Source organism: Nonomuraea recticatena (genome assembly GCF_039533245.1).
In the GTDB taxonomy this organism is placed as follows: Bacteria; Actinomycetota; Actinomycetes; order Streptosporangiales; family Streptosporangiaceae; genus Nonomuraea; species Nonomuraea roseola.
The window spans coordinates 112,655-131,645 of the sequence record NZ_BAAATE010000014.1 but is presented as its reverse complement, the minus strand read 5'-3'; the positions used below and the strand labels follow the sequence as shown (position 1 = coordinate 131,645).

Below are 18,991 nucleotides of genomic sequence, written 5' to 3'. Positions count from 1 at the left end.
GATGGCGAGTCGGCATCGCGGCTCAGCGTGACCAGGTGGGGCCGGTCTCGGCGGTCTGGGGCGGCGGGGGAGGGGCCTGGCGGCTGCGGGGGAGGACGACGATGCCTTTGGAGCTGTTGGGGGCGTGGACGTCGATGGTGCCGCCGTGGACGACGTTGCCCCGGAAGGTGTTGGGCTCGAAGGTGAACTTCTCCAGCGGCGGCGCGGTCTCCTGCGGGGAGGTGATGACGGCCACCCCGCCCTTCGGCCTGTGGACGAGGTTGCCGGTGAAGGTGTTGCGCTCGGGCAGGAGCACCATCTGGTAGGCGGGCCAGTGGTTCTTGTAGAACCAGCCGAGGTGCATGTCGCTCTTGGCGTTGTCGACGAACACGTTGGCGGTGAACTCGCTGTCGGTCACCTGGCCGTAGTGGAAGAGATAGCCGTACGGCGAGAGCGGGTTCCTCTGCGGCACGAAGCCGGGCGTCAGGTAGTCGAGCTGGTTGTTCTCGTCGAACATGTGCTCGCCGCTGGTGACCTTGAGCCCGTAGCCGGAGACCCCGGCCACGTAGTTGCCGCGCACGGTGTGGCTGTTCCCGCTGACTCGGATGCCCTCGCTGGCCGGGTAGCGCTCACCCAGGATGACGTTGTTCTCCACCGTGTTGTGGTTGCCGTAGCGCAGCACGAGGCCACCGCTCGACTGCCTGATCGTGTTGAAGCGGACGGTGTTGTGGTTGGACTTCAGCGAGATGATCTCGTCGTCGCCGTCGACGTGCTCGAAGAGGTTGTGCTCGATGGTGAAGTAGGCGCCCTCCTGCGTACCGAGCTCACCCCACTGCCCGTAGCCCCAGATGCGCAGCGCTTCCATGCCGTTGCGGCCGACGTTGGGGACGTCGGCGAACCGGGTGTGGTCGACAGCGTTGTACTTGGCCGCAAGGCCTCTGTCGTTGCCGACGACAGGCTCCTGATGGTTCTTGCCCCGCAGCAGGCTGTGGTCGAGCCGGTTGTGCCCGCCCTTGAAGTAGACCCAGTAGTAGGCGGTCTGCGGCTCGGCGGGGTTGAAGTCGACGACGGAGGTGTCGGTGACCCTGCCGTGGTCGCTGTTGAACGTGATCACCGACTGGGCGCCGTCGGGAGCTTGGCCGCCGGTGAAGGTCAGGCCGCTCACCGTCAGGTGGGGGCTGTTCAGCGACAGCGAGGACCTGCCGGTGAGCAGGACCTTGCCGGGGGTCTGCGCCCTGAGGGTGAGGGGGCCGGGGGCGGTGAGGCCGATGACGGCGTCCTGCCAGGTGCCGTCGGCCATCACGAGGGTGTCGCCGGCAACGGCCGCGCCGAGCGCCTGGTTCAGCTCGGCCAGGTTCGAGACGAGCACGTCCCGGTCCGCGAAGGCGGGGCCGGCGGGAAGCAGCAGGACGGCCGCGGTGAGAAGAGCAGCTAATCGCTTCATACCGGCAAGGTATGGAAAGCGCATTCCGTTGGGCATGGCCAAAACTCGGGCACTCCTAGGACGATCCTCAGGAGGCTCGGTGCAAGGCCCGGTACTGAGTCGGCGTCAGCGACGTCACCTGCCGGAAAACGCGCGAAAGGTAGGAGGCCTCCCACCCGACCGTCCCCGCGATCTCCTCGATCCGCAGCTCCGAGTGGATCAGCGCCTGCTTGACCCGCTCGACCCGCAACTGCCGGATGTACTGGTTGGGGGAGACCCCGAAGAGCTGGGCGAAGTAGGTGATGAAGTAGGTCGGGTTGTAGTGAAAGACCTCCGCCAGCCGCCCGACGGTGAGCACCTCGTCCAGATGCGCGTCGATGTACTCGAGAATGCGCCCCGGCCCCTCGCTCAGGGGCCGCAGCGAACCCAGGGGGGCGTGCTCCACGAGGTAGGCGGTCAGTTCCATGAGGATCGCGCGCTGCCGCAGGGGCCCGGTCACCTGCGCGGCCCCCTTGCCCGCCGCCAGCAACCTCACGAACATCTCCTGGACGGCAGGCAGCTCGGCCACCTCCACCACGCGAGGCAGCGTGACGAGCGTGGCCAGGTCGTGCTCGCCCACGGTGGCCGTGAAGTGCGCCCAGTACTTGCGCAGCGGACGCTCCCGCGAGGCGGAGAAGCCCAGGGCGGACCCGGCGGGCAGGAAGTAGAGCTGGCCGGGCCTCGGCTGGTACTCGACCCCGTCCGAGGTGATCGACCCGACGCCGTCGAGGATGAGGTAGAAGCGGTTGTAGCCGTCACTGCGCGCCGACCGCCCCCAGTCGGCGGGGACGGGGTCGGCGTGCCCTGCCATGAGCAGGTCGAGGTCCAGCCGCCTGAGATGCTCCCTGAGCGCCGGGTCCACGCCGTCACGCTCGCAGGCTCGCCACGGCGGGGTCCACGGCGTGGCGCAGCGGCGCTCCCGCCAGCAGGCGGCGGACCTCCTCCAGCACCAGTTCGCCCAGCCGGGCGCGTTCGGCGCCCATCGCCCCTGCCAGATGCGGCGTCAGCACGACGTTGGGCAGGCCGTACAGCGGGGATCCCGAGGGCGGCGGCTCCGGCCAGGTGACGTCGAGAACCGCGGTGAGGTCGGGCCGCCGCCGCAGGACGTCGATGACGGACGGCTCGTCGACCACGGCTCCCCTGGCGGTGTTCACGAGCGTCGCCCCGGTGCGGAGCCTGGCCAGGAGCTCACCGTCGACCAGCCCCTCGGTCTGCTCGACGAGGGGTGCGTGGAGGCTGACGACCTCGCAGCTGTCGAAGAGCTCGGCGAGCGGAACCAGGCGCACACCGAGCCCCGCCGCGACCGCGGGATCGGCCACGGGGTCGGTGGCGACCACGTCGAGGTCGAAGCGGCGCAGGTGGGAGGCCACCAGGCGGCCGATCTCGCCGAGGCCGAGCAGCCCCACCCTCGACCCGTACGCCCCGGCGACCCGCACCGCGTCCGGATAGCGCCCCTGCTCCTTGATCTCGCGGGAGATCCGGTGGAACTGCTTGAGCGCCAGCAGGATCTGGGCCAGCGTGAACTCCGCCACCGGGATCGCGTTGGCCGACGCGGCGGAGACGATCGGGATCCGCCGTGCCCAGAACTCCGGCGTGGTCAGCGGGCGCACGGAGCCCGCGGCCACCAGCACGGCGCGCAGCCGCGGCGCGTGGCGCAGCAGGCCGGCGTCGAGGACGGGCGCACCCCACCCCGTGAGCAGAAGCTCCACCTCGTTCAGCACGCCGGGCTCGGCCGTCAGCTGCTCCCGCGTCAGCGGCGGCCGCTGCCATCGGACCAGGTCAGCCAGCTCCCGGAGCACCTCGTCCGGATAGACGTCGGACCGGCGGCGTTCCTCCATGACCAGCAAGGCTGTGGTCATCTCTCACTCCAGATCGCATTTTCATCGGATGTATGGCCAGACATCCTGCCGCACGATCGATCGGTATCAATAGTGAGCTTCTAGTCATCGGAGCATTGACCTGTGAACGTACGCACCGTTACGGTCCGAAAACGTCGTCCAAGAAGAGGGAGTCATCCACATATGAGAACAGTTTCCACACACAGGACACGATGGATTCTGGTTTCCATGATGGTGCTGTCCGGGTGTTCGTCAGGCACAGCGGGAACGAACGTCGAGCAGGACGCCAAGGCTCCGCTCGAGCTCTGGACCAGGACCACGCCCGGCGGGCCGGGTGAACAGGGCACGGTCAGGCTGGCGGCCGCGTTCGAGAAGGCGACCGGGTACAAGGTCAAGGTGACGGCGATCTTCGACGACTTCGAGACGAAGATGCAGCAGCGGGCCGCCCAGAAGGACCTGCCCGACATCGTCATGAACGACGTCACCCAGCTCGGCACCATGCAGAGCCAGGGCCTGCTGAGGGAGATCGACCTCAGCAAGCTCGCCAGCGCCAAGGACCTCACCGAGCGCGGGCTGGCCTCAGGCAAGGCCATCGACGGCAAGCAGTACAGCGTGCCGTACTCCGCCCAGGCCACCGCCCTGCTCATCCGCAAGGACTGGCGGGAGAAGCTGGGCCTGCAGGCGCCGCAGAGCTGGGCCGATCTCACGGCGATGGCCAAGGCGTTCACCGAGAAGGACCCCGACGGCAACGGCAAGGACGACACCTACGGTCTGGCGGCGCCGCTGTCGACCAAGCGCGGCTACGCGTCGTGGTACTTCTCCAACTTCCTCTGGGCCGCCGGTGGCGACTTCGTCGCCGACGCGGGCGGTGGCAAGTTCAAGCCGGCCATGTCCACCCCCGAGTCCACCGCGGCCATGCAGTGGTTCCGCGACCTCGGCTGCAAGGACAAGGTCATCCAGCCCGGCGCCGTCACGATGGACACCCCGCCGACCAACGAGACGTTCGAAGCGGGCAAGACCGGCATGTACGTCGTCGGTCCCTACCTGCTTCCCCGTTACGACAAGTCGCTAGGAAAGGACAAGTACGAGGTCGTGCCCATGCCCAAGGGCGCCAAGAACGCCGACGTGCTCGCCGAGGGCGGCGCGATCTACCTGATGGCCGGCTCGCCCAACAACGCCGCGCAGGACGCTTTCGCCGCCTTCGCGACCTCGGCGGAGGGCCAGAAGGTCGGCATGGAGGGTGACACCGCCTACATCGTCCAGCTGCCCGTCAACAAGTCCGTCGACATCAGCCAGGTGCGCCCCGATCCCCGCTGGAAGACCTTCGCCGCGATCTACCAGGCCTCCGGCCACTACGCCCCGTCGCTGCCCAACTGGACGCCGGTGCGGCAGACCACGGCGGAGACCGTCAACGCCCTGGTCGCGGACTGCAGTCTGGATCTGAAGGCGGAGCTGCAGAAGCTCGACACCAAGCTCGCCGAGATCCTGGCGGAGCAGGGCGTCGCCGCGTCATGACTGTCACTCAGCTGAAGCCGGTCGACACCGGCTCACCTGATCCGACCCCGCCCAGGTTCTCCGGGCGGGGCGGGCGGTGGTGGGTGCCGTGGTTGTTCCTGGCCCCCGCGCTCGTCCTGTTCCTGTACTTCAAGTTCGTCCCGATGGGCAACGCCCTGGTGATGTCCTTCCAGAACGTGCAGCCGTTCCTGGGCAACCAGTGGGTGGGCGGGGACAACTACGCCAAGGTCATCGCCTCTGACGGCTTCCAGCAGGCCGCCTGGCACACCGTGCTGCTGGCGCTGTGCCAGACGGCCGGTTCGATGCTGCTCGGCCTGATCCTCGCGCTGCTGATGGAGGGGCAGAGCCACCGGCTGAGCTTCATCCGTTCCGCCGCCTTCCTGCCGGTCGTCGTGCCGATGGCGGTCGTCGCCGAGCTGTGGCGGATCATGTACCACCCGACCGGCGACGGCATGCTGAACTCCCTCATCGGCCTGGTGGGACTCGGCCCCTCAGGGTTCATCAACGACCCCCACACCTCGATGGCCTCGGTCATCGTGACCGGCATCTGGCGCGGCGCGCCGTACGACATGATGATCTTTCTGGCCGGGCTGGCGGGCGTGAACAGGGACCTGTACGAGGCCGCGACCGTCGACGGCGCCTCGCGGGCGCGCAGGCTGCTGCACGTGACCCTGCCCGGCCTGAGGTCGGTCTTCTCCATCTTGTTCATCCTGGCCGCGATCCGCGGTCTGCGGGTCTTCACCGAGGTGTTCCTGCTGACCAACGGCGGCCCGAACGGTTCCACCGAGGTCGTCATGACCCTGATCACCAAGCTGGGTCTGGAGCAGAACCGGCTGGGCGTCGCGTCGGCGGGAGCGGTCCTGCTGTTCCTCGCCACGCTGCTGCTGACCGTGGTCGTGTCCATCCTCAGGCGAAGGGAGCGAGAATGAGCGCCGCCAGCGAGACCGCCCTCGGCCTCAAGGAGAGCACGACACCCGCCGGGCGGCTGGTGAAGCTCGTGATCCACGCGCTGGTCCTGGTGGTGTTCGCGGGGCCGCTGCTGGCACTGCTGGTCAGCGCCTTCAACCACGTGTCGGACCCGACGCAGCTGAGCGTCGTGCCCTCGAGCCCGACCCTGGACAACTTCACGGTCGCCGTCGACCAGGGCGTGCTGAAGTACCTGCTGAACTCCTTCTTCGTGGTGGGGTTCGGACTGCTGCTGCAGGTGGTGGTCTCGACGCTGGCCTCCTACGCGCTGGCGCGCAAGAAGTTCCCGTTCATGACGCTGGTGTTCGTCGCCATCCTGGCCACCCTCATGCTGCCGGAGGAGATCCTGGCGATCCCGCTGTCGCTGATCCTGTCCGACCTGCCGCTGCTCCACATCAACCTCATCGGCACCCTGGCCGGCATGATCGTGCCGCTGGGCGCCTGGGCGTTCTCCATCCTGGTCATGACGGAGTTCATGAAGGACGTGCCGCGCGAACTCGAGGAGGCGGCGCGCATCGACGGCGCCGGCGAGTTCCGGATCTTCGCCCAGATCATCCTGCCGATGTGCCGACCGGCCCTGGGCGTCATCGGGGTCTTCGGCTTCACCATGATCTGGGACCAGTACCTGCTGCCGATGCTGGTGGCCAGCGACTCCTCGACCTACACCCTGCCCTTGGCCCTGCGGACCCTGCGGATCGACCCGATCGTCACGCCCGGTGTGGTGATGGCTGCCTCGTTGCTCGCGCTGCTGCCCTCGGTGATCGTCTTTCTGTTCTTCCAGCGCTCCTTCGTGCACGGGCTGTCGTCCGGCGCCCTCAAGGGATGATTCTTCATGACCTGGTTCACCAATGATCGTTTCGGCATGTTCGTGCACTGGGGCCTGTACTCGCTGGCCGCCCGGCACGAGTGGGTCAAGACGCGCGAGCGGATGACCGACGAGGAGTACCGGCCGTACTTCGACCACTTCGATCCCGACCGCTACGACCCTGCCGCCTGGGCCAGGACCGCCAAAGCCGCGGGCATGCGCTACGTCGTGCTGACGACCAAGCACCACGACGGCTTCTGCCTGTGGGACAGCGATCTGACCGACTACAAGGTGACGAACACCCCCTACGGGCGCGACCTGGTCGAGCCCTTCGTCGAGGCGTGCCGCGCCGAGGGGCTCAAGGTCGGGTTCTACCACTCGCTGATCGACTGGCACCACCCCGCCTTCCCCGTGGACGGGACCCATCCGCAGCGCGACTCCCAGCCCGTCCCCGCAGGGGACATCGCCCGATACCGGCGCTACCTGCACGGCCAGGTCAGGGAGCTGCTCACCCGTTACGGCACGATCGACTACCTGTTCTTCGACTTCTCCTACTCCACGCGCACCGAGTGGTGGGGCGGCAAGGGCCCCGAGGACTGGGGGTCGAAGGAGCTGCTCGCGACGGTGCGCGAGCTGCAGCCGGACATCCTGGTGAACGACAGGCTGGGCATCCCCGGCGACTTCGTCACGCCCGAGCAGTACCAGCCGTCGGGGCCTCTGGCCGAGCTCTGGGAGGCGTGCCAGACGCTGAACGGCAGCTGGGGCTACGACCGGGACAACCTCGACTACAAGAGCGCTGACCTGCTGATCAGGATGCTCGTCGACGGGGTGTCCAAGGGCGGCAACCTGCTGCTCAACGTCGGCCCCAACGGGCGCGGGCAGATCGACCCCCACGCGGCGGCCGTACTGGCGGAGATCGGGTCGTGGATGGACCTGCACGAGCGCGCGATCCGCGGGTGCGGGCCGTCGGAGTTCACCGCCCCGTCCGACTGCCGCCTCACCCAGAACGGTGACCGGCTCTACCTGCATCTGTTCAGCTGGCCACTGCGCCACGTCCATCTGCCCGGCCTGGCGGGCAAGGTCCGCTACGCCCAACTGCTCAACGACGCCTCGGAGATCAGGCAGGTCACGACCGACCCGGGCCAGACCGCCCACAACACCCGGATGGGCGGGCAGCCGTCCGGCACCCTCACGCTCCAGCTGCCGGTGCGCCCGCCCGGCACGCCGGTGCCGGTCATCGAACTCTTCCTGTCCTGAGTGGGCGGGCACTCAGGCCCGCCCACTTCCGTACGCCGCGGTCAAGCTCGCGGGGCCAACGGGACGCCTGCGCCCTCGGCGACGGCGAACGCGTCATCGATGAGCACAGCCTCCCGCCCCGCCCTGGCCAGCAGGGACGCCGCCGCGGCGGCCCGGTAGCCGCTGCCGCAATGGACCCAGATCGTTCCGGGCGGAATGTCCTCCACCCTGCGGGCCAGCTCGGGCAGCGGCACGTGGACCGCGCCTTCGACGTGGGAGTCGCGCCACTCGTTGCCGAGCCGTACATCGAGGATCACGTCGGGAGCGCGCCGATCGCCGCGCATCGCGGCTGCCAGGTCGGCGAAAGAGGCGGTCGTCATCGAGCGCGTCTGGGAGGAGTCGGTCACGAGTTCGTCGGGCGTGCCGGCCGCGGCGGCCGCCACCCGGTCGATCCCGATGCGGACCAGCTCACGCTGGGCATGCGACACCTGCTCGAGGCTCTCACCGACGAGTGACAAGGGCGCGCCCCTGTCGACGAGCCAGCCGAGCCGGGTCGCCATCGACCCGTCGAGGCCGAGACTGATCGTCCCGGCCAGGTGGGCGGTGGCGAAGGCGGTGCGGTGCCGCAGATCGACCACCCACTCCCCGGCCTCCAGCCGGGCACGCAGCTCCTTCGCGTCGGCCGGGGACGGCGGACGCAGGTCCACCGGTGCGGGTCCCGCGAGGTTGATCGCGCCCATGTGGGCGTAGTAGGCAGGGTAGGCGTCGAGCCCGGCGAGAGTCTGGGTGACGAATTCGTCCTCGGCCAGCCGCAGCGCCGGGTTGACCTGCCGCTCGTGATCCACGGTCGAGCTGTCACCCGAGGACTGCGTGGCCGAGCAGAAACTGCCGAATCCGTGAGTCGGCCATATGACGGCGCCTCCCGGCAGGGAGTCGGCGAGCTTGCGCACGGAGGTGTGCTGCCGGCGGGCCAGCGCGTCCGCGTGCTCCTCCCCGAGCAGGTCGGTACGGCCGGTCGTGCCGAACAGCAGCGATCCACCGGTGAACACGCCCTCGACCCCTGAGTGGCTCTCCAGCACGTAGGACAGGTGGTGGAAGGTGTGCCCTGGCGTGGCCAGCGCGCGCAGCCGCAGCCTCGGTGAGACCTCGACCACGTCCCCGTCGGCCAGCGGCACGTGCTCGAACGCGGGCCGATCGGCCGCCGCCACCCCGTAGCGGGCCCCGGTGAGCCTCGCCAGTTCCAGGCCTCCAGAGACATAGTCGTTGTGCAGGTGCGTCTCCACCACGTGCGTGATCCGCACACCGAGGCGGCCCGCCAGCGCGAGGACCCGGTCCACGTCCCTCTGCGGATCGACGACCACCGCCACGTCACCGTCTGTGGCCACGTAGCTGCGGTCACCCAGCGACGACGTCTCGATGACTGTCACGCTCACCATGTTGCCCATCATCATCATCTCCCCACATCGCCTTCGTGTACGCAAGAGTACCCCCGGTGGGTATATGTCGACGGCAATCGTTTTCTGCTCCGGTTTCATGACACGCGCAGATAAATCTTGTAAATGGGCCTTGTGTAGTTGATCGGGGTTCTTCATATTGGCGTTTGCCGAGAGGCGAACCCCCCTCTCGACAGCCCCTAGGCCAGCCAACGGGGCTGGCCGGCATCCCCCAGGAGGCTCCCCACATGAGCATCCATCCCCGGCGCGCAGGACTGATCGTCACCGCGGCGATCCTGCTCACAGGCACCACCCTCATCAGCCCCATGGCCGCGCAGGCCACCCCGCCGGCCCCGGAGGCCGCCGATTCGGCGGCCGTCGCGGCCACCACCCTCGACGAGGCGTTAGGCGCGCGTGACGCCGGCTCCTACTTCGACCCCGCCCAGGGCAAGCTGGTCGTCACGATCACCGATGACGCCGACGCGCAGGCCGTCGTGGCCGCGGGCGCGATCCCCAAGAAGGTCGCCCGCAGCGCCGACGACCTCGACAAGATCATGCGCAGGCTCGACAGGGCGGCCAGGGTCACCGGCACCGCATGGGCCGTCGACCCCGCGAGCAACCAGGTCGTCGTCTGGTTCGACGAATCCGTCAACCAAGGGCAGCGCCAGCGCATCGAGTCCATCGTCAAGCAGATCAACGACGAGGAGGCGGCCGCCAGCCCCGAGCGGGCCGCGACCGGGCCTGCCGTGCGGACCGAGAGCGAGGCGGGAACGTTCAACCTGTTCATCCAGGGCGGCGACGCCATCTACACCGGCTCGTCACGCTGCTCGCTCGGTTTCAACGTCCGCAGCGGAACGACGACGTACTTCGTGACCGCGGGTCACTGCACCAACATCGGCGCCACCTGGTACGCCGACTCCGCGCGTACCGTGGTCCTGGGCACCAGGACCATCAGCAGCTTCCCCGGCAACGACTACGGCGTCGTGCGCTACACCAACACGAGCATCGCCAAGCCGGGAGGCGTCAACCTCTACAACTCCTCCTCCCGTGACATCACGACCGCGGGCAACGCCTACGTCGGCCAGTCCGTGCAGCGCAGCGGGAGCACCACAGGCGTCCGGAGCGGCACCGTGACCGCGCTGAACGCCACCGTCAACTACCCGCAGGGCACCGTCCGCCAGATGATCAGGACGACCGTCTGCGCCCAGCCGGGTGACAGCGGAGGCTCCCTGTTCTCCGGCTCCACCGCTCTCGGCCTGACCTCGGGCGGCAGCGGCAACTGCTCGACCGGCGGCACCACCTTCTTCCAGCCGGTGATCGAGGCGCTCAACGCGGCAGGAGCGAACGTCTACTAGTTCCTCATCGACGGTTGCGGACTCGGCGTGGCCTGAGTGCTCCTCGGCCACGCCGACCCCGCGCCGCGCGACGGCATGACACATCCTCACCTCACCGGCAGGGCGACCCCGTGGCCGAAGATGAGACACGACCCGGCTTGGCGGGTCAGGAAGCCTTCCTAGCCCAGGTCGGTGGGGTCGACGGCATGTGCGGCCGCGCGGTAGCCGGCGTCGTTCAGGTGCAGATGGTCGCCGGAGTCATAGGCGGGATCGAGCAGGTCCTCATCCTGCGGTGAGGCGAGCGCGCGGTCGAGGTCGACCACCGCGTCGTACGCGCCCGACGTGCGGATCCAGGTGTTGACCGCGTCTCGCTTGGCCTCGCTGCGGGCGGTGTGGTACCGCGAGCCCTTCATCGGCGGCAGGGTGGCGCCGATGGCTCGCACGCCCCTGGCGTGGGCCTGCCTGATCAACGCGCGGTGACCGGCGATGATCTCGTCGGCGGAGACGTCGGTGGGCGGCGCGCCGATGGGGGAGGGGGCCTCGCTCATCCCGATGTCGTTGATGCCCTCCAGGATGATGACCGATCGCACGCCGGGCTGGCCCAGGACGTCTCGCCGGAAGCGGGAGGTCGCCCTGTCGCCGAGCCACGCGGAGTCGACCGTCACCCGGTTGCCGCCGATGCCCTGGTTCAGGACGGCGCGCGGCCTGCCCATGGCGGCCAGTCGCTCGGCCAGCTCGTCGGGGTAGCGGTTGTCCGCGCCGGGGCTGGAGCCGTACCCGTCGGTGAGGGAGTCGCCGAAGGCGACCACGGCGCCCTGGCGGGAGGCGCGGCCGATGACGTCCACCCCGCTCAGGTAGTACCAGGACAGCGAGGTCTGGTCGAAGGCGCCGGCGCCGCTGTCGGCGCGGTGGTCGCCCGCGGCCCGGTAGCTGGTCGCCATGGCCTGGGCGTGATAGGTCGCGGGGCCGGTCGGCGCGGCGAGGTAGAGCGTGACCGTCACGGAGTCCAGATCGGACAGGCCCAGTGTCACCGGGTCGGTGGCGAGTTCGGCTCCGGCGGAGATGGTGAACGCCCTGGCGCGCTTGACGGTGAGCTGCCGCAGCGATGCGGGCTGTACGGCGGCGCCACTCGCGGTACGGGCGACGGTGGCGCCGGAGACCTTCAGCGGAGCGGTGCCGTAGGCGTTGGACAGCCGGATCCTGGCCCGCGCTCCTCCGGCGCTGATGCGGACCACCTGGCGGATCGTCTGGTTCGTGAAGCCCTGTTCGGACCAGTTCGGGGTGAAGTTCGCACCCGGGCGCTGGGGGGAGGCGGTCCAGGTGGCGGTCCAGCCCCCCGCTGTCGCGGGGGTTTGCGCGGACGCCATGCCGGAGCCGGCCAGCAGCGTGGCCAGCGAGATGGCAAGAAGGGACGACAGCCGTCGTGGTACGGCGTTCATGAGGTGTCTCCTGGGGGTGGGGTCGGTGTGGATCTCATACGGCGGGGACGGGGCCCGTCCTGGACTTCATGAGCCGGTCACCCGCGACGACCACCACGATGACGAGGAGGAACGCGACGAAGGCGGCGCTGGTCCGCACGACGTGGAACGTCTCCCACCGCTGAAGGATCGCCGCGTGGTCCGCGGGGACGGGGCCGACGGCCCACTGCTTGATCAGGCCGTTGATGGGGACGTTGCCGAACCGCGTGACCAGGAACGAGGTCAGCGCGAGCACCGCAGCGCCCGCGGCCAGAAGCCGTGGAAGCCGACGCGAGACGACGGCGAGCACGATGGAGGAGAGGATCGCCAGCGCCATCGTGGTCTGCATGACGACCCCGTTGACCTGCATCAGCGCCGTATGGAAGGTGAAGCGCACGTCGAGGGGCACGACCCTGAACGCGTAGGCGACGTTCACGGCTCCGTAGCCGAACGCTCCCGAGAGCAAGCCCGTGGACAGCAGCGCGAACGCTTGGATGGATGGCCGCAGCACGAGGTCTCCTGTGGTGATGGTCTTCACGGAATGAGCGGGTTACGGGGGAATCGTCGCCGCTCGACGCTCGCTGATCGTCCTCCGTGGGTCTCTCCTTCCCGTACGCCAGGGGGAGCAGATTCCGCGCGACTACCACCGCAGAAGTAGCACCGGTCCCGACCCCGTGCCGTGCAGCACGTGCGCACGCTCTCCTGCGCGGGGATGAGCTCTGAGCGCGCATGGCGGCCGCTCATGACGGCCGTGGCGCTCGCGGTGGCGGTCGCCGCTGTGCTGATGGTCGGCGCGCTGTCCGCCTCCGGCCCTGACGCCGTGGACCTCATGGCCGTCCTGGCCGGCTCGCTCGTGCTCGTCGCCTGGCGCAGGACGCCGCTGACGGCCCTGTCGTCGCCGTCACTTGCATGCTGTTCTACGCGGTGCGGACCAATCCTGGACCACTCGCCGCCTTTCCCGTCCTGGTCACGCTCGACTCCGCGGTCAGGGCCGGTCATCGGCCGATTTCGTGGCTGCCTGCAGGCTGACCGAGCCGATCGCGCATTGCGATCGGCTTCGAGCAAACCCCCGCTCGTGGGCGATTCAACGGCTCACGCAGGTCAGAGTGTTCTGCGGGGGATCACCATCACGGCGCGGGCTTTGGCCTGCAGCGTTCGGGGGATGCTCAGCATTGTGATCGCCCGAGCCAAGAAACCCCCCGCGCTCCGCAGGATCGTGCGAGCCTTCGCCTTCACCACCTCGGACCGACAGCGGGCAGCCGAAGAGGACGCGTGTGCCTACGGCACCCAACTGCTCAACGAGACCCGCGAGGAGCTCAACCGGGCCGACGCCAAGGCACAGGTTCTTCTCGGCATCGTCGGTATCGCGCTCGGCGCTGTTGCAGGCGGCCTGCTTGCTGGAAGTTGGTCGCCCTTCACGATGTCCAACGCCATCGAGTGGTTGTGGTGGGCAGGTACTGCGGCGGCTCTGGCATCGGTGGGGGTGCTCGCCGGAGCGGTTTATCCACGGTTGGATCGGAGGAAGCAAAGCGGCTTCGTCATGTATTACGCCGACGTGCTCCGCCTCGAGTCCGCTGGGGCGGTCGCCCGCACCCTGATGGAGTCATCGACGCGGGATCTGGAACGGACCGCCGACCAACTCCACCGGGTGAGCAGGATTGTCGGTCAGAAGTACCGTCTCATCCGGTGGGGGTTTTGGCTGCTCCTGAGTGGAATGGTGGCCACGGTGAGCGCGGTGCTGATCAACCTTCTGCTAGCCGCGTTGTTTCCTTGAGGGCGTAAGGGGGCCCTGTCACATCCCGTTCACCAGCACGGTCTCATCCTCGAGCGGGGGAACGGGAAGGCCGAGAAGCTTCAGGGTCTGGCGCAGGACCGTATCGTTCCGGACGACGAGGTCGAGCATGTCCACCGTCCGGTAGCTCTCCATGATCTTGTCGACGGTGCCGAGCAGCTCTTGTGCGCCCTTCTCCCGTCGCTCGATGAGATCCGTGATGACCTGCGGCAGCTTCTTGGGATCTGCAGTCAGCTGGATCGCCTGCATCACCCCGGCGCTTCCTTCTACTGTGGCGAAGAACTCCTGCCACTTCTGCCGCACCCTGTCGGTGCTCTCGATATCGAGCAGCGCAGCGGCGGCTTTGGATTTAATGTCGTGCTGCTTCCTGTAGGCGTCGCGGTTGAGCTGCCGCACCTCGTCGGGAACGTTCACCTCGGCTCTGACCGTCCATCGGTAGACCCCGGCCATTGAGCCTGATAGGTCAGCGAGCCGCGTGTTCGCGGCCTGTTCCGCCGCGCCCGCCTCCGTGATGGCGAACCGGCGAGTGATCGGCCGCACCTCCTCGCAGGCGCGCTGGAGGACCGTCTCCGCCTCGGGCATCTCGTCGTCGAGCACGACGCGGGCCCGCTTTCCTGCCGCTCTCGCGGTCCGCTGCAGCGTGACGGAGAAATCGTAGGCGTCGCCCTGGGCGGGCGAGGAGAACGTAAATGGCTGGATGTCCGTCGGCGGCGCAGACTCGGGCTCGTTGTAGTGGACGCGGTACAACATTGGTGCCAGCCATCTGTGCATGAGATCAGCTCCTGTGAACGAGTCGGCGCAGGTGATGGTGGAGGTCGGTGGAGATCTCGCCCTGGTGGTCCCAGAGCCGGAGGTAGAGCAGCGCCCGCCTGGCGTTCCGGCCTTCGGTGAGACTGAAGATCTTGTCCGCGACCTCGCGGACGGCCGGTCGCTCGGCGTAGTGCCGCAACCATTCGCTCAGCAGCAGGTCCCATGACTCGGGTACGACCAGGCGACCTCCTTCCTCGTAGCTGAGCGCATTACGCCAGAGCGTCACCAGCGAGGGATGAGGGTCGAGCTCACTCAGATGCGGTCGTTCAGGGGTCGGGGCGATAGAGGCGGCCAGCCGTACGAAGGTGAGCGCCGCGCTGCGGCGGCCGACCTGCCCTCCTTCTCCCACCCAGTCGGCGAGGTGATTCAGAATGGCGTGCGAGGTGTCCGCGCGATACAGATAGGCGATGGACTGGGCGACCTCCTGGTGGAACTTGCCACCTCGAGTGAGAACCAGGGTTCTGAACGCGGCGAGGGCCTGGTCGGGGACGGAGAGCCCGATCGATGAGGCATAGGCACGGATCGCTATTGCCTTCTCCGCATCCCTTCCGCCGATCATCGAGCGAAGATGGAGATGGACGCGTCGGGTGAGGGACGGGTTCTCCGCCGCGGCCTCAAGGGCGAGGGCGGCCAGCTGGTGATCTCGCGCACGACGAGACTGGCTCCATATCCGTATGAACCGCTCCTCGACCACGTCGAAGTCGAATGTCGCCAGCTTCCCGACAGCGTGCCCGACTCTGATCCTCGTGTGCCGGGATCCGTCGCCGCTTAGCCCGTGAAGCCAGTCGATCAAAGGGTCGCGGATGGTCGGGTGATCCTCCCAGATGACACGGAGCATGACAGCCGCGAGGCTCGGGCGCTTCAGCCTGATGATCCGCCCGTTGCCCGGCCCGGCGGCGGGCGTGGCCTCGGCGTCCACATATTCCAGCCACAGGGGAAGTCGCTCCCATAGGCGGAACGGCCTCGGAGCGTGATCGCGGCGCCATCTCGCGTCGAGCAGTTCGGCCAAGGCCAGGGCCGCGCCGGAGACCTCCGCCTCGGGTAGTCCGTGGAGTACGGCGATGCTAGTCATGAAGCAGCGCCCAAGGACGGGCGTGCGTTGGTCGAGATCCTTGCCGACCTTCTCACTCATCCGACGCAATCGCCTGCTCAGCATCTCGTCTATGGAGACACCGGATTGCACGGCGGCAGCCGTCTGCCTGGCAAGCTCGACCACCTGCCACGGAGTGGAGTACGCCTGCAACTCCTTCTCGAGCAGTTGTTGATCGTTCTGGTCCAGCCGCGCACGGGGTGCGCAGACGGCCAGATGCTTGGCGAAAAGCTCGCGACTTGAAGGCAGATCATGATCGACCGCTGGAGCCACGGAGGATTTGGTGTGTTCGGGAACGAGAACGATTACTCTGCTGTCGGTGTCGATGCCGGCGCGCCTCACGGCCGTGATGACTCTGTCCACGGAGTCGGGCGTGTCCGCAAGGTCCAGTACGTAGCCCTGGCCCGGCTCCAGTTTCCAGTCACGCGGATGCGGGGTGCTCGCCCCGTGAGGGATGATCCAGGTCGCGCTGCCGCCCCATTCCAGCAGGGCCGCCAAGGCGGTGGTCGCCTTCCCTGTCTCTGGCGCTCCGCTGAGCAACACCAGGCGATCGGTGTCGAGCAGCCTGCGGGTTTCTCCTTGCGACTGAGTTTTAACCAACGTTCCCCGCAGGTCCGCGATCTCATCCTTCGTGAGTGCGTGAGTTGTCGTGGCCGGTAGCTGACCTCCCTCGTGCACGTGTATGTCACGCAGGGCCTGCCAGACGTTTCCCTTCTTGACACGGTTCGTCACGCGCCCGCCCCAGTCGCGCGTTCCGGCGCTGGGCCGCTCGTCGGCGAACAGATCATCCAGGCTCTGCCTGCGTTCGAGCCACTCCTGTCTCGAAGCGGTCATCTCGTCGAGGATGGACTGGTCTCGCTCCGGTTTCTCCTGGTGCGTCGCATTCACCTCCGGAGAGAGAGCCTCTTCGGGTGGCGCGATTTCGCGACCCGCTTCCTCAGGGGGAGGCTCACTCATTTCTTCCCCCTTTTCGGGTCAGGTGTGACGTGCATATCTCTCTGCGAGATGTTGATGTTGCCGCGCTTCACCTGGTTCTTCATCGAGCCAATCGTCGACGACAAGGGGAGGGGCGACTCGCCATCCGGCGGAGAGGGTGGGGTGGTCGCCATGTCATGCACGTCGAAGCGTGGTACGTGAAGATAAGCCTGATATGACTGCTTCTTCTCTTTCACCGCTACTTCCCGGAACTCCGAAGGCCTTGGGCGTCCTGGTCCCTGAGACACATAGTCACGGAACACCTCCCGCGAGATGATCAACGCTAGGTCGGCGTCGCGAAAGGTCTCTAGGGCGGCCCGGATCGGGGTTGAGTCGCGCAGTCGCGCGGGCTGGACGGCGTGCTGCCCCGGCCATCCCGCCGCGCCATCCAGGTACAAAGGTCCGACATGGACGGCCATGCGTACTCTCATGCGAGAGCAGGTGGGATCGGTACGTCGGCCGTTGTGCACCGCGATGGCCAAGTCCAGCTCGGTCAGAAACGGATCGAGGAGGAGCGGAATGGTGACGAGAGGACCCGGTTCGGCAGGGAGAACAGCGGTGAAGGAGTCACCGCCTACCTGATTCTCCCAGGATTGCCTATTCAGCCCCGCTCGGCTCGCCGCCATGTCGATGGCAGTGATGAGACCGGATTGGAGAGTTCGCTGCTGGGCGTCGTCGCGACTGCCGTAATTCTCGATATCGGCGGTGAGTATGACGCGGTAATCGTGAAGGGTCATGACATCTCCAATGAGCTGGTGGAGCTCTACGGTGAGGCATGACGGGACGGGAGAAGCCTTATTAATATGGCTTGGTCAGGAAAGGGAGGTCGGCGAGCTCAGCCAGCCCTGCCACGTCCTTCACCACCACGTCGCGATGACCTCGCTGAATGAGCTTCTCTGCGGCTAGTTCGCGCAGAGCCTTCTGTGCCGTGATCTCCTTGGCGCCCACCAGCATGCCAAGCTCGGCCCTGGTGAGCGGCACGCCAATGCTCACGCCACGCTCTGTGGCACGACCATGGCGGGAGATGAGCGCAAGCAGCACGCGCGCCAGGCAAATCTTTGTCTCGTATCCGGCGAAGTCGAGGCGTCGTTGGTTGGCCCAGCGCAGCCGGTCAGCCACGACCTGAGCCAACGCCAGCGCTGCGGCTGGACGCCGGGCCAGGAAAGCCCGGAACACGGGCCCCTTGATCTGCTGACAGACCGCGCGTCCGCATGTCGTCACGGTCGCTGATCGCGGCGACCCGTCCATGGCGGACATATCGCCGACGATGTCACCTGACACCCGGATCGCCAGCGTCGCCTCCACGCCGTTCTCAACGCCCCCGGTCACCTTGACCAGCGCGTCCAACAGAATCCAGACCGATGTGCCCCGGTCTCCTTGGCTGATCAGGACTTGGCCGGGCGGGAACGCGCGTAGGGTACCGAGCCCCAGAAGTTCTGAGCGGACTTCGTCTGTCAGACGATGCATGAACGTGCCGGTCGGCCAGCGGTTGGTTGCCACATTGTCCTCCAGCGAGCTGTCCTCCACCACATACGTCAGCCTGGTTCTTCAGGCAAGTCCAGCGCCATTTACTCTGGCTGGTTAACTTCCCGGCTAGCCGCTGGATGCTCTGGGTGGCAACGACTCGGTCATGCCAAGGAAAGGACTTGAACATCGGAACCGGAGGCGGCACGCCACCGCTCAACGAGCGGTCGACCATGCCTGGCTACGACGGATACCACTCGTTTCTGAGTGGCGCAGGGCAAAGCCGGGTGGGGCAGTGCCGGGAGCATCCGTCGGCTCGGACGGCGACAGATTGTCTCTGACGGCGCGGCCGGGCCAGGCTCCGCGGACGCGACGGGCCGGCGCTACGGATCATTCCCCGGGCAGGCGGAGACCAGACCGAGCGGGAGCGGCTTGCAGGCGGCACGGAACGTCACCCTCTATAGGATTCGATTGTGAACGCGGGCTGTGCTCGAGGCCAAGGTCACCACCACGCCGACCGCGAACACGTCGCTAGCAGGCGACAGTTCGTGTTCGGCTAGATGCTCGGCAGACATGTGCCCAGCTGACCCGATGACACCGCCGGTGAACGAGGTGCCATTGGCGGCTCTGCTGATCCCGACGGCGATCCTCCTCGGGCCGTCGTCGGCGGGCAGGATGTTCGACGGCTTGAGATCCAAGATGGATGCTCCTGGCGCGGTGGATCGCGGCCGACGCCTCGGTCTGGCCATTACCAGAACCTGTTCCTCGGGCATCTGGCCTGCGGTAGCTCAGCCCTGCCAGTGGCCTGTTGTAAGCACCGCTCGGGCGGCGAGAC

17 protein-coding genes are annotated in these 18,991 nt (G+C 67.5%); 6 read left to right on the top strand and 11 right to left on the bottom strand.

Annotation, left to right across the window (positions count from 1 at the left end):
• Positions 1 to 22: 22 nt before the first annotated feature.
• The 3 genes from ABFX50_RS25980 to ABFX50_RS25970 all read right to left on the bottom strand — a co-directional run bounded on the left by ABFX50_RS25980 (position 23) and on the right by ABFX50_RS25970 (position 3,300).
• Positions 23 to 1,423 carry a polysaccharide lyase 6 family protein gene (locus tag ABFX50_RS25980; RefSeq protein WP_346149952.1) on the bottom strand — a complete coding sequence of 467 codons (1,401 nt, stop codon included), beginning with the start codon at positions 1,421 to 1,423 and terminating at the stop codon, positions 23 to 25.
• Between the two features lie 67 nt (positions 1,424 to 1,490).
• Positions 1,491 to 2,303 (bottom strand): AraC family transcriptional regulator, encoded by an 813-nt coding sequence (locus ABFX50_RS25975; RefSeq protein WP_346149951.1) that lies wholly within the window; start codon positions 2,301 to 2,303, stop codon positions 1,491 to 1,493.
• Between the two features lie 4 nt (positions 2,304 to 2,307).
• Positions 2,308 to 3,300 carry a hydroxyacid dehydrogenase gene (locus ABFX50_RS25970; RefSeq protein ID WP_346149950.1) on the bottom strand — a complete coding sequence of 331 codons (993 nt, stop codon included), beginning with the start codon at positions 3,298 to 3,300 and terminating at the stop codon, positions 2,308 to 2,310.
• 207 nt (positions 3,301 to 3,507) lie between these two features.
• On the opposite strand from ABFX50_RS25970, the gene ABFX50_RS25965 reads away from it, so the two are divergent.
• The 4 genes from ABFX50_RS25965 to ABFX50_RS25950 are packed head-to-tail and all read left to right on the top strand — an operon-like array spanning position 3,508 to position 7,822.
• Positions 3,508 to 4,794 (top strand): sugar ABC transporter substrate-binding protein, encoded by a 1,287-nt coding sequence (locus ABFX50_RS25965; RefSeq protein ID WP_346149949.1) that lies wholly within the window; start codon positions 3,508 to 3,510, stop codon positions 4,792 to 4,794.
• Complete coding sequence (locus ABFX50_RS25960) at positions 4,791 to 5,723, top strand: carbohydrate ABC transporter permease (protein WP_346149948.1); 933 nt, start codon at positions 4,791 to 4,793, stop codon at positions 5,721 to 5,723. Before ABFX50_RS25965 ends, ABFX50_RS25960 begins: the two co-directional genes overlap by 4 nt.
• A complete protein-coding gene (locus tag ABFX50_RS25955) occupies positions 5,720 to 6,586 on the top strand; it encodes a carbohydrate ABC transporter permease (protein WP_183645133.1) in 867 nt (288 codons plus the stop codon). Before ABFX50_RS25960 ends, ABFX50_RS25955 begins: the two co-directional genes overlap by 4 nt.
• 6 nt (positions 6,587 to 6,592) lie before the next feature.
• Positions 6,593 to 7,822: an alpha-L-fucosidase gene (locus ABFX50_RS25950; protein ID WP_346149947.1), complete on the top strand. Its 1,230-nt coding sequence runs from the start codon at positions 6,593 to 6,595 to the stop codon at positions 7,820 to 7,822.
• A gap of 41 nt (positions 7,823 to 7,863) precedes the next feature.
• On the opposite strand, the gene ABFX50_RS25945 is transcribed toward ABFX50_RS25950, so the two are convergent.
• Positions 7,864 to 9,237 (bottom strand): rhodanese-like domain-containing protein, encoded by a 1,374-nt coding sequence (locus ABFX50_RS25945; RefSeq protein ID WP_346149946.1) that lies wholly within the window; start codon positions 9,235 to 9,237, stop codon positions 7,864 to 7,866.
• A gap of 245 nt (positions 9,238 to 9,482) precedes the next feature.
• Here ABFX50_RS25945 and ABFX50_RS25940 point away from each other — a divergent pair, with 245 nt between their 5' ends.
• A complete protein-coding gene (locus ABFX50_RS25940) occupies positions 9,483 to 10,589 on the top strand; it encodes a S1 family peptidase (protein WP_346149945.1) in 1,107 nt (368 codons plus the stop codon).
• Positions 10,590 to 10,747: 158 nt separating this feature from the next.
• Here the strand turns inward: ABFX50_RS25940 and ABFX50_RS25935 are convergent, their stop codons facing one another.
• Positions 10,748 to 12,007, bottom strand: a complete 1,260-nt coding sequence (locus ABFX50_RS25935) for an SGNH/GDSL hydrolase family protein (protein ID WP_346149944.1) — start codon at positions 12,005 to 12,007, stop codon at positions 10,748 to 10,750.
• 34 nt (positions 12,008 to 12,041) lie between these two features.
• Entirely contained in the window at positions 12,042 to 12,563 is a 522-nt protein-coding gene (locus tag ABFX50_RS25930) for an anthrone oxygenase family protein (RefSeq protein WP_346149943.1), read from the bottom strand.
• Positions 12,564 to 12,767: 204 nt separating this feature from the next.
• Here ABFX50_RS25930 and ABFX50_RS25925 point away from each other — a divergent pair, with 204 nt between their 5' ends.
• Positions 12,768 to 13,799: a Pycsar system effector family protein gene (locus ABFX50_RS25925; RefSeq protein ID WP_346149942.1), complete on the top strand. Its 1,032-nt coding sequence runs from the start codon at positions 12,768 to 12,770 to the stop codon at positions 13,797 to 13,799.
• Positions 13,800 to 13,817: 18 nt separating this feature from the next.
• Here the strand turns inward: ABFX50_RS25925 and ABFX50_RS25920 are convergent, their stop codons facing one another.
• The 5 genes from ABFX50_RS25920 to ABFX50_RS25900 form a co-directional block, all read right to left on the bottom strand.
• Positions 13,818 to 14,588 (bottom strand): hypothetical protein, encoded by a 771-nt coding sequence (locus ABFX50_RS25920; protein ID WP_346149941.1) that lies wholly within the window; start codon positions 14,586 to 14,588, stop codon positions 13,818 to 13,820.
• A gap of 4 nt (positions 14,589 to 14,592) precedes the next feature.
• A complete protein-coding gene (locus ABFX50_RS25915) occupies positions 14,593 to 16,674 on the bottom strand; it encodes a hypothetical protein (RefSeq protein ID WP_346149940.1) in 2,082 nt (693 codons plus the stop codon).
• On the bottom strand, positions 16,671 to 17,429 hold the full coding sequence (locus tag ABFX50_RS25910; RefSeq protein WP_346149939.1) for a hypothetical protein: 759 nt from the start codon (positions 17,427 to 17,429) through the stop codon (positions 16,671 to 16,673). The genes ABFX50_RS25915 and ABFX50_RS25910 overlap by 4 nt, the downstream gene beginning before the upstream one ends.
• A 61-nt stretch (positions 17,430 to 17,490) precedes the next feature.
• A complete protein-coding gene (locus ABFX50_RS25905; protein ID WP_346149938.1) occupies positions 17,491 to 18,222 on the bottom strand; it encodes a Crp/Fnr family transcriptional regulator in 732 nt (243 codons plus the stop codon).
• Positions 18,223 to 18,614: 392 nt separating this feature from the next.
• On the bottom strand, positions 18,615 to 18,854 hold the full coding sequence (locus tag ABFX50_RS25900; RefSeq protein WP_346149937.1) for a protein kinase family protein: 240 nt from the start codon (positions 18,852 to 18,854) through the stop codon (positions 18,615 to 18,617).
• Between the last annotated feature and the right edge of the window lie 137 nt (positions 18,855 to 18,991).

Bases quoted from the DNA above. Each gene is read 5' to 3' on its own strand.
- ABFX50_RS25915 (WP_346149940.1), bottom strand. From the start codon at position 16,674: ATGAGTGAGCCTCCCCCTGAGGAAGCGGGTCGCGAAATCGCGCCACCC.
- ABFX50_RS25945 (WP_346149946.1), bottom strand. From the start codon at position 9,237: ATGGTGAGCGTGACAGTCATCGAGACGTCGTCGCTGGGTGACCGCAGC.
- ABFX50_RS25980 (WP_346149952.1), bottom strand. From the start codon at position 1,423: ATGAAGCGATTAGCTGCTCTTCTCACCGCGGCCGTCCTGCTGCTTCCC.
- ABFX50_RS25960 (WP_346149948.1), top strand. From the start codon at position 4,791: ATGACTGTCACTCAGCTGAAGCCGGTCGACACCGGCTCACCTGATCCG.
- ABFX50_RS25970 (WP_346149950.1), bottom strand. From the start codon at position 3,300: ATGACCACAGCCTTGCTGGTCATGGAGGAACGCCGCCGGTCCGACGTC.
- ABFX50_RS25950 (WP_346149947.1), top strand. From the start codon at position 6,593: ATGACCTGGTTCACCAATGATCGTTTCGGCATGTTCGTGCACTGGGGC.
- ABFX50_RS25965 (WP_346149949.1), top strand. From the start codon at position 3,508: ATGATGGTGCTGTCCGGGTGTTCGTCAGGCACAGCGGGAACGAACGTC.
- ABFX50_RS25955 (WP_183645133.1), top strand. From the start codon at position 5,720: ATGAGCGCCGCCAGCGAGACCGCCCTCGGCCTCAAGGAGAGCACGACA.
- ABFX50_RS25920 (WP_346149941.1), bottom strand. From the start codon at position 14,588: ATGCACAGATGGCTGGCACCAATGTTGTACCGCGTCCACTACAACGAG.
- ABFX50_RS25925 (WP_346149942.1), top strand. From the start codon at position 12,768: ATGACGGCCGTGGCGCTCGCGGTGGCGGTCGCCGCTGTGCTGATGGTC.
- ABFX50_RS25910 (WP_346149939.1), bottom strand. From the start codon at position 17,429: ATGACCCTTCACGATTACCGCGTCATACTCACCGCCGATATCGAGAAT.
- ABFX50_RS25940 (WP_346149945.1), top strand. From the start codon at position 9,483: ATGAGCATCCATCCCCGGCGCGCAGGACTGATCGTCACCGCGGCGATC.
- ABFX50_RS25935 (WP_346149944.1), bottom strand. From the start codon at position 12,007: ATGAACGCCGTACCACGACGGCTGTCGTCCCTTCTTGCCATCTCGCTG.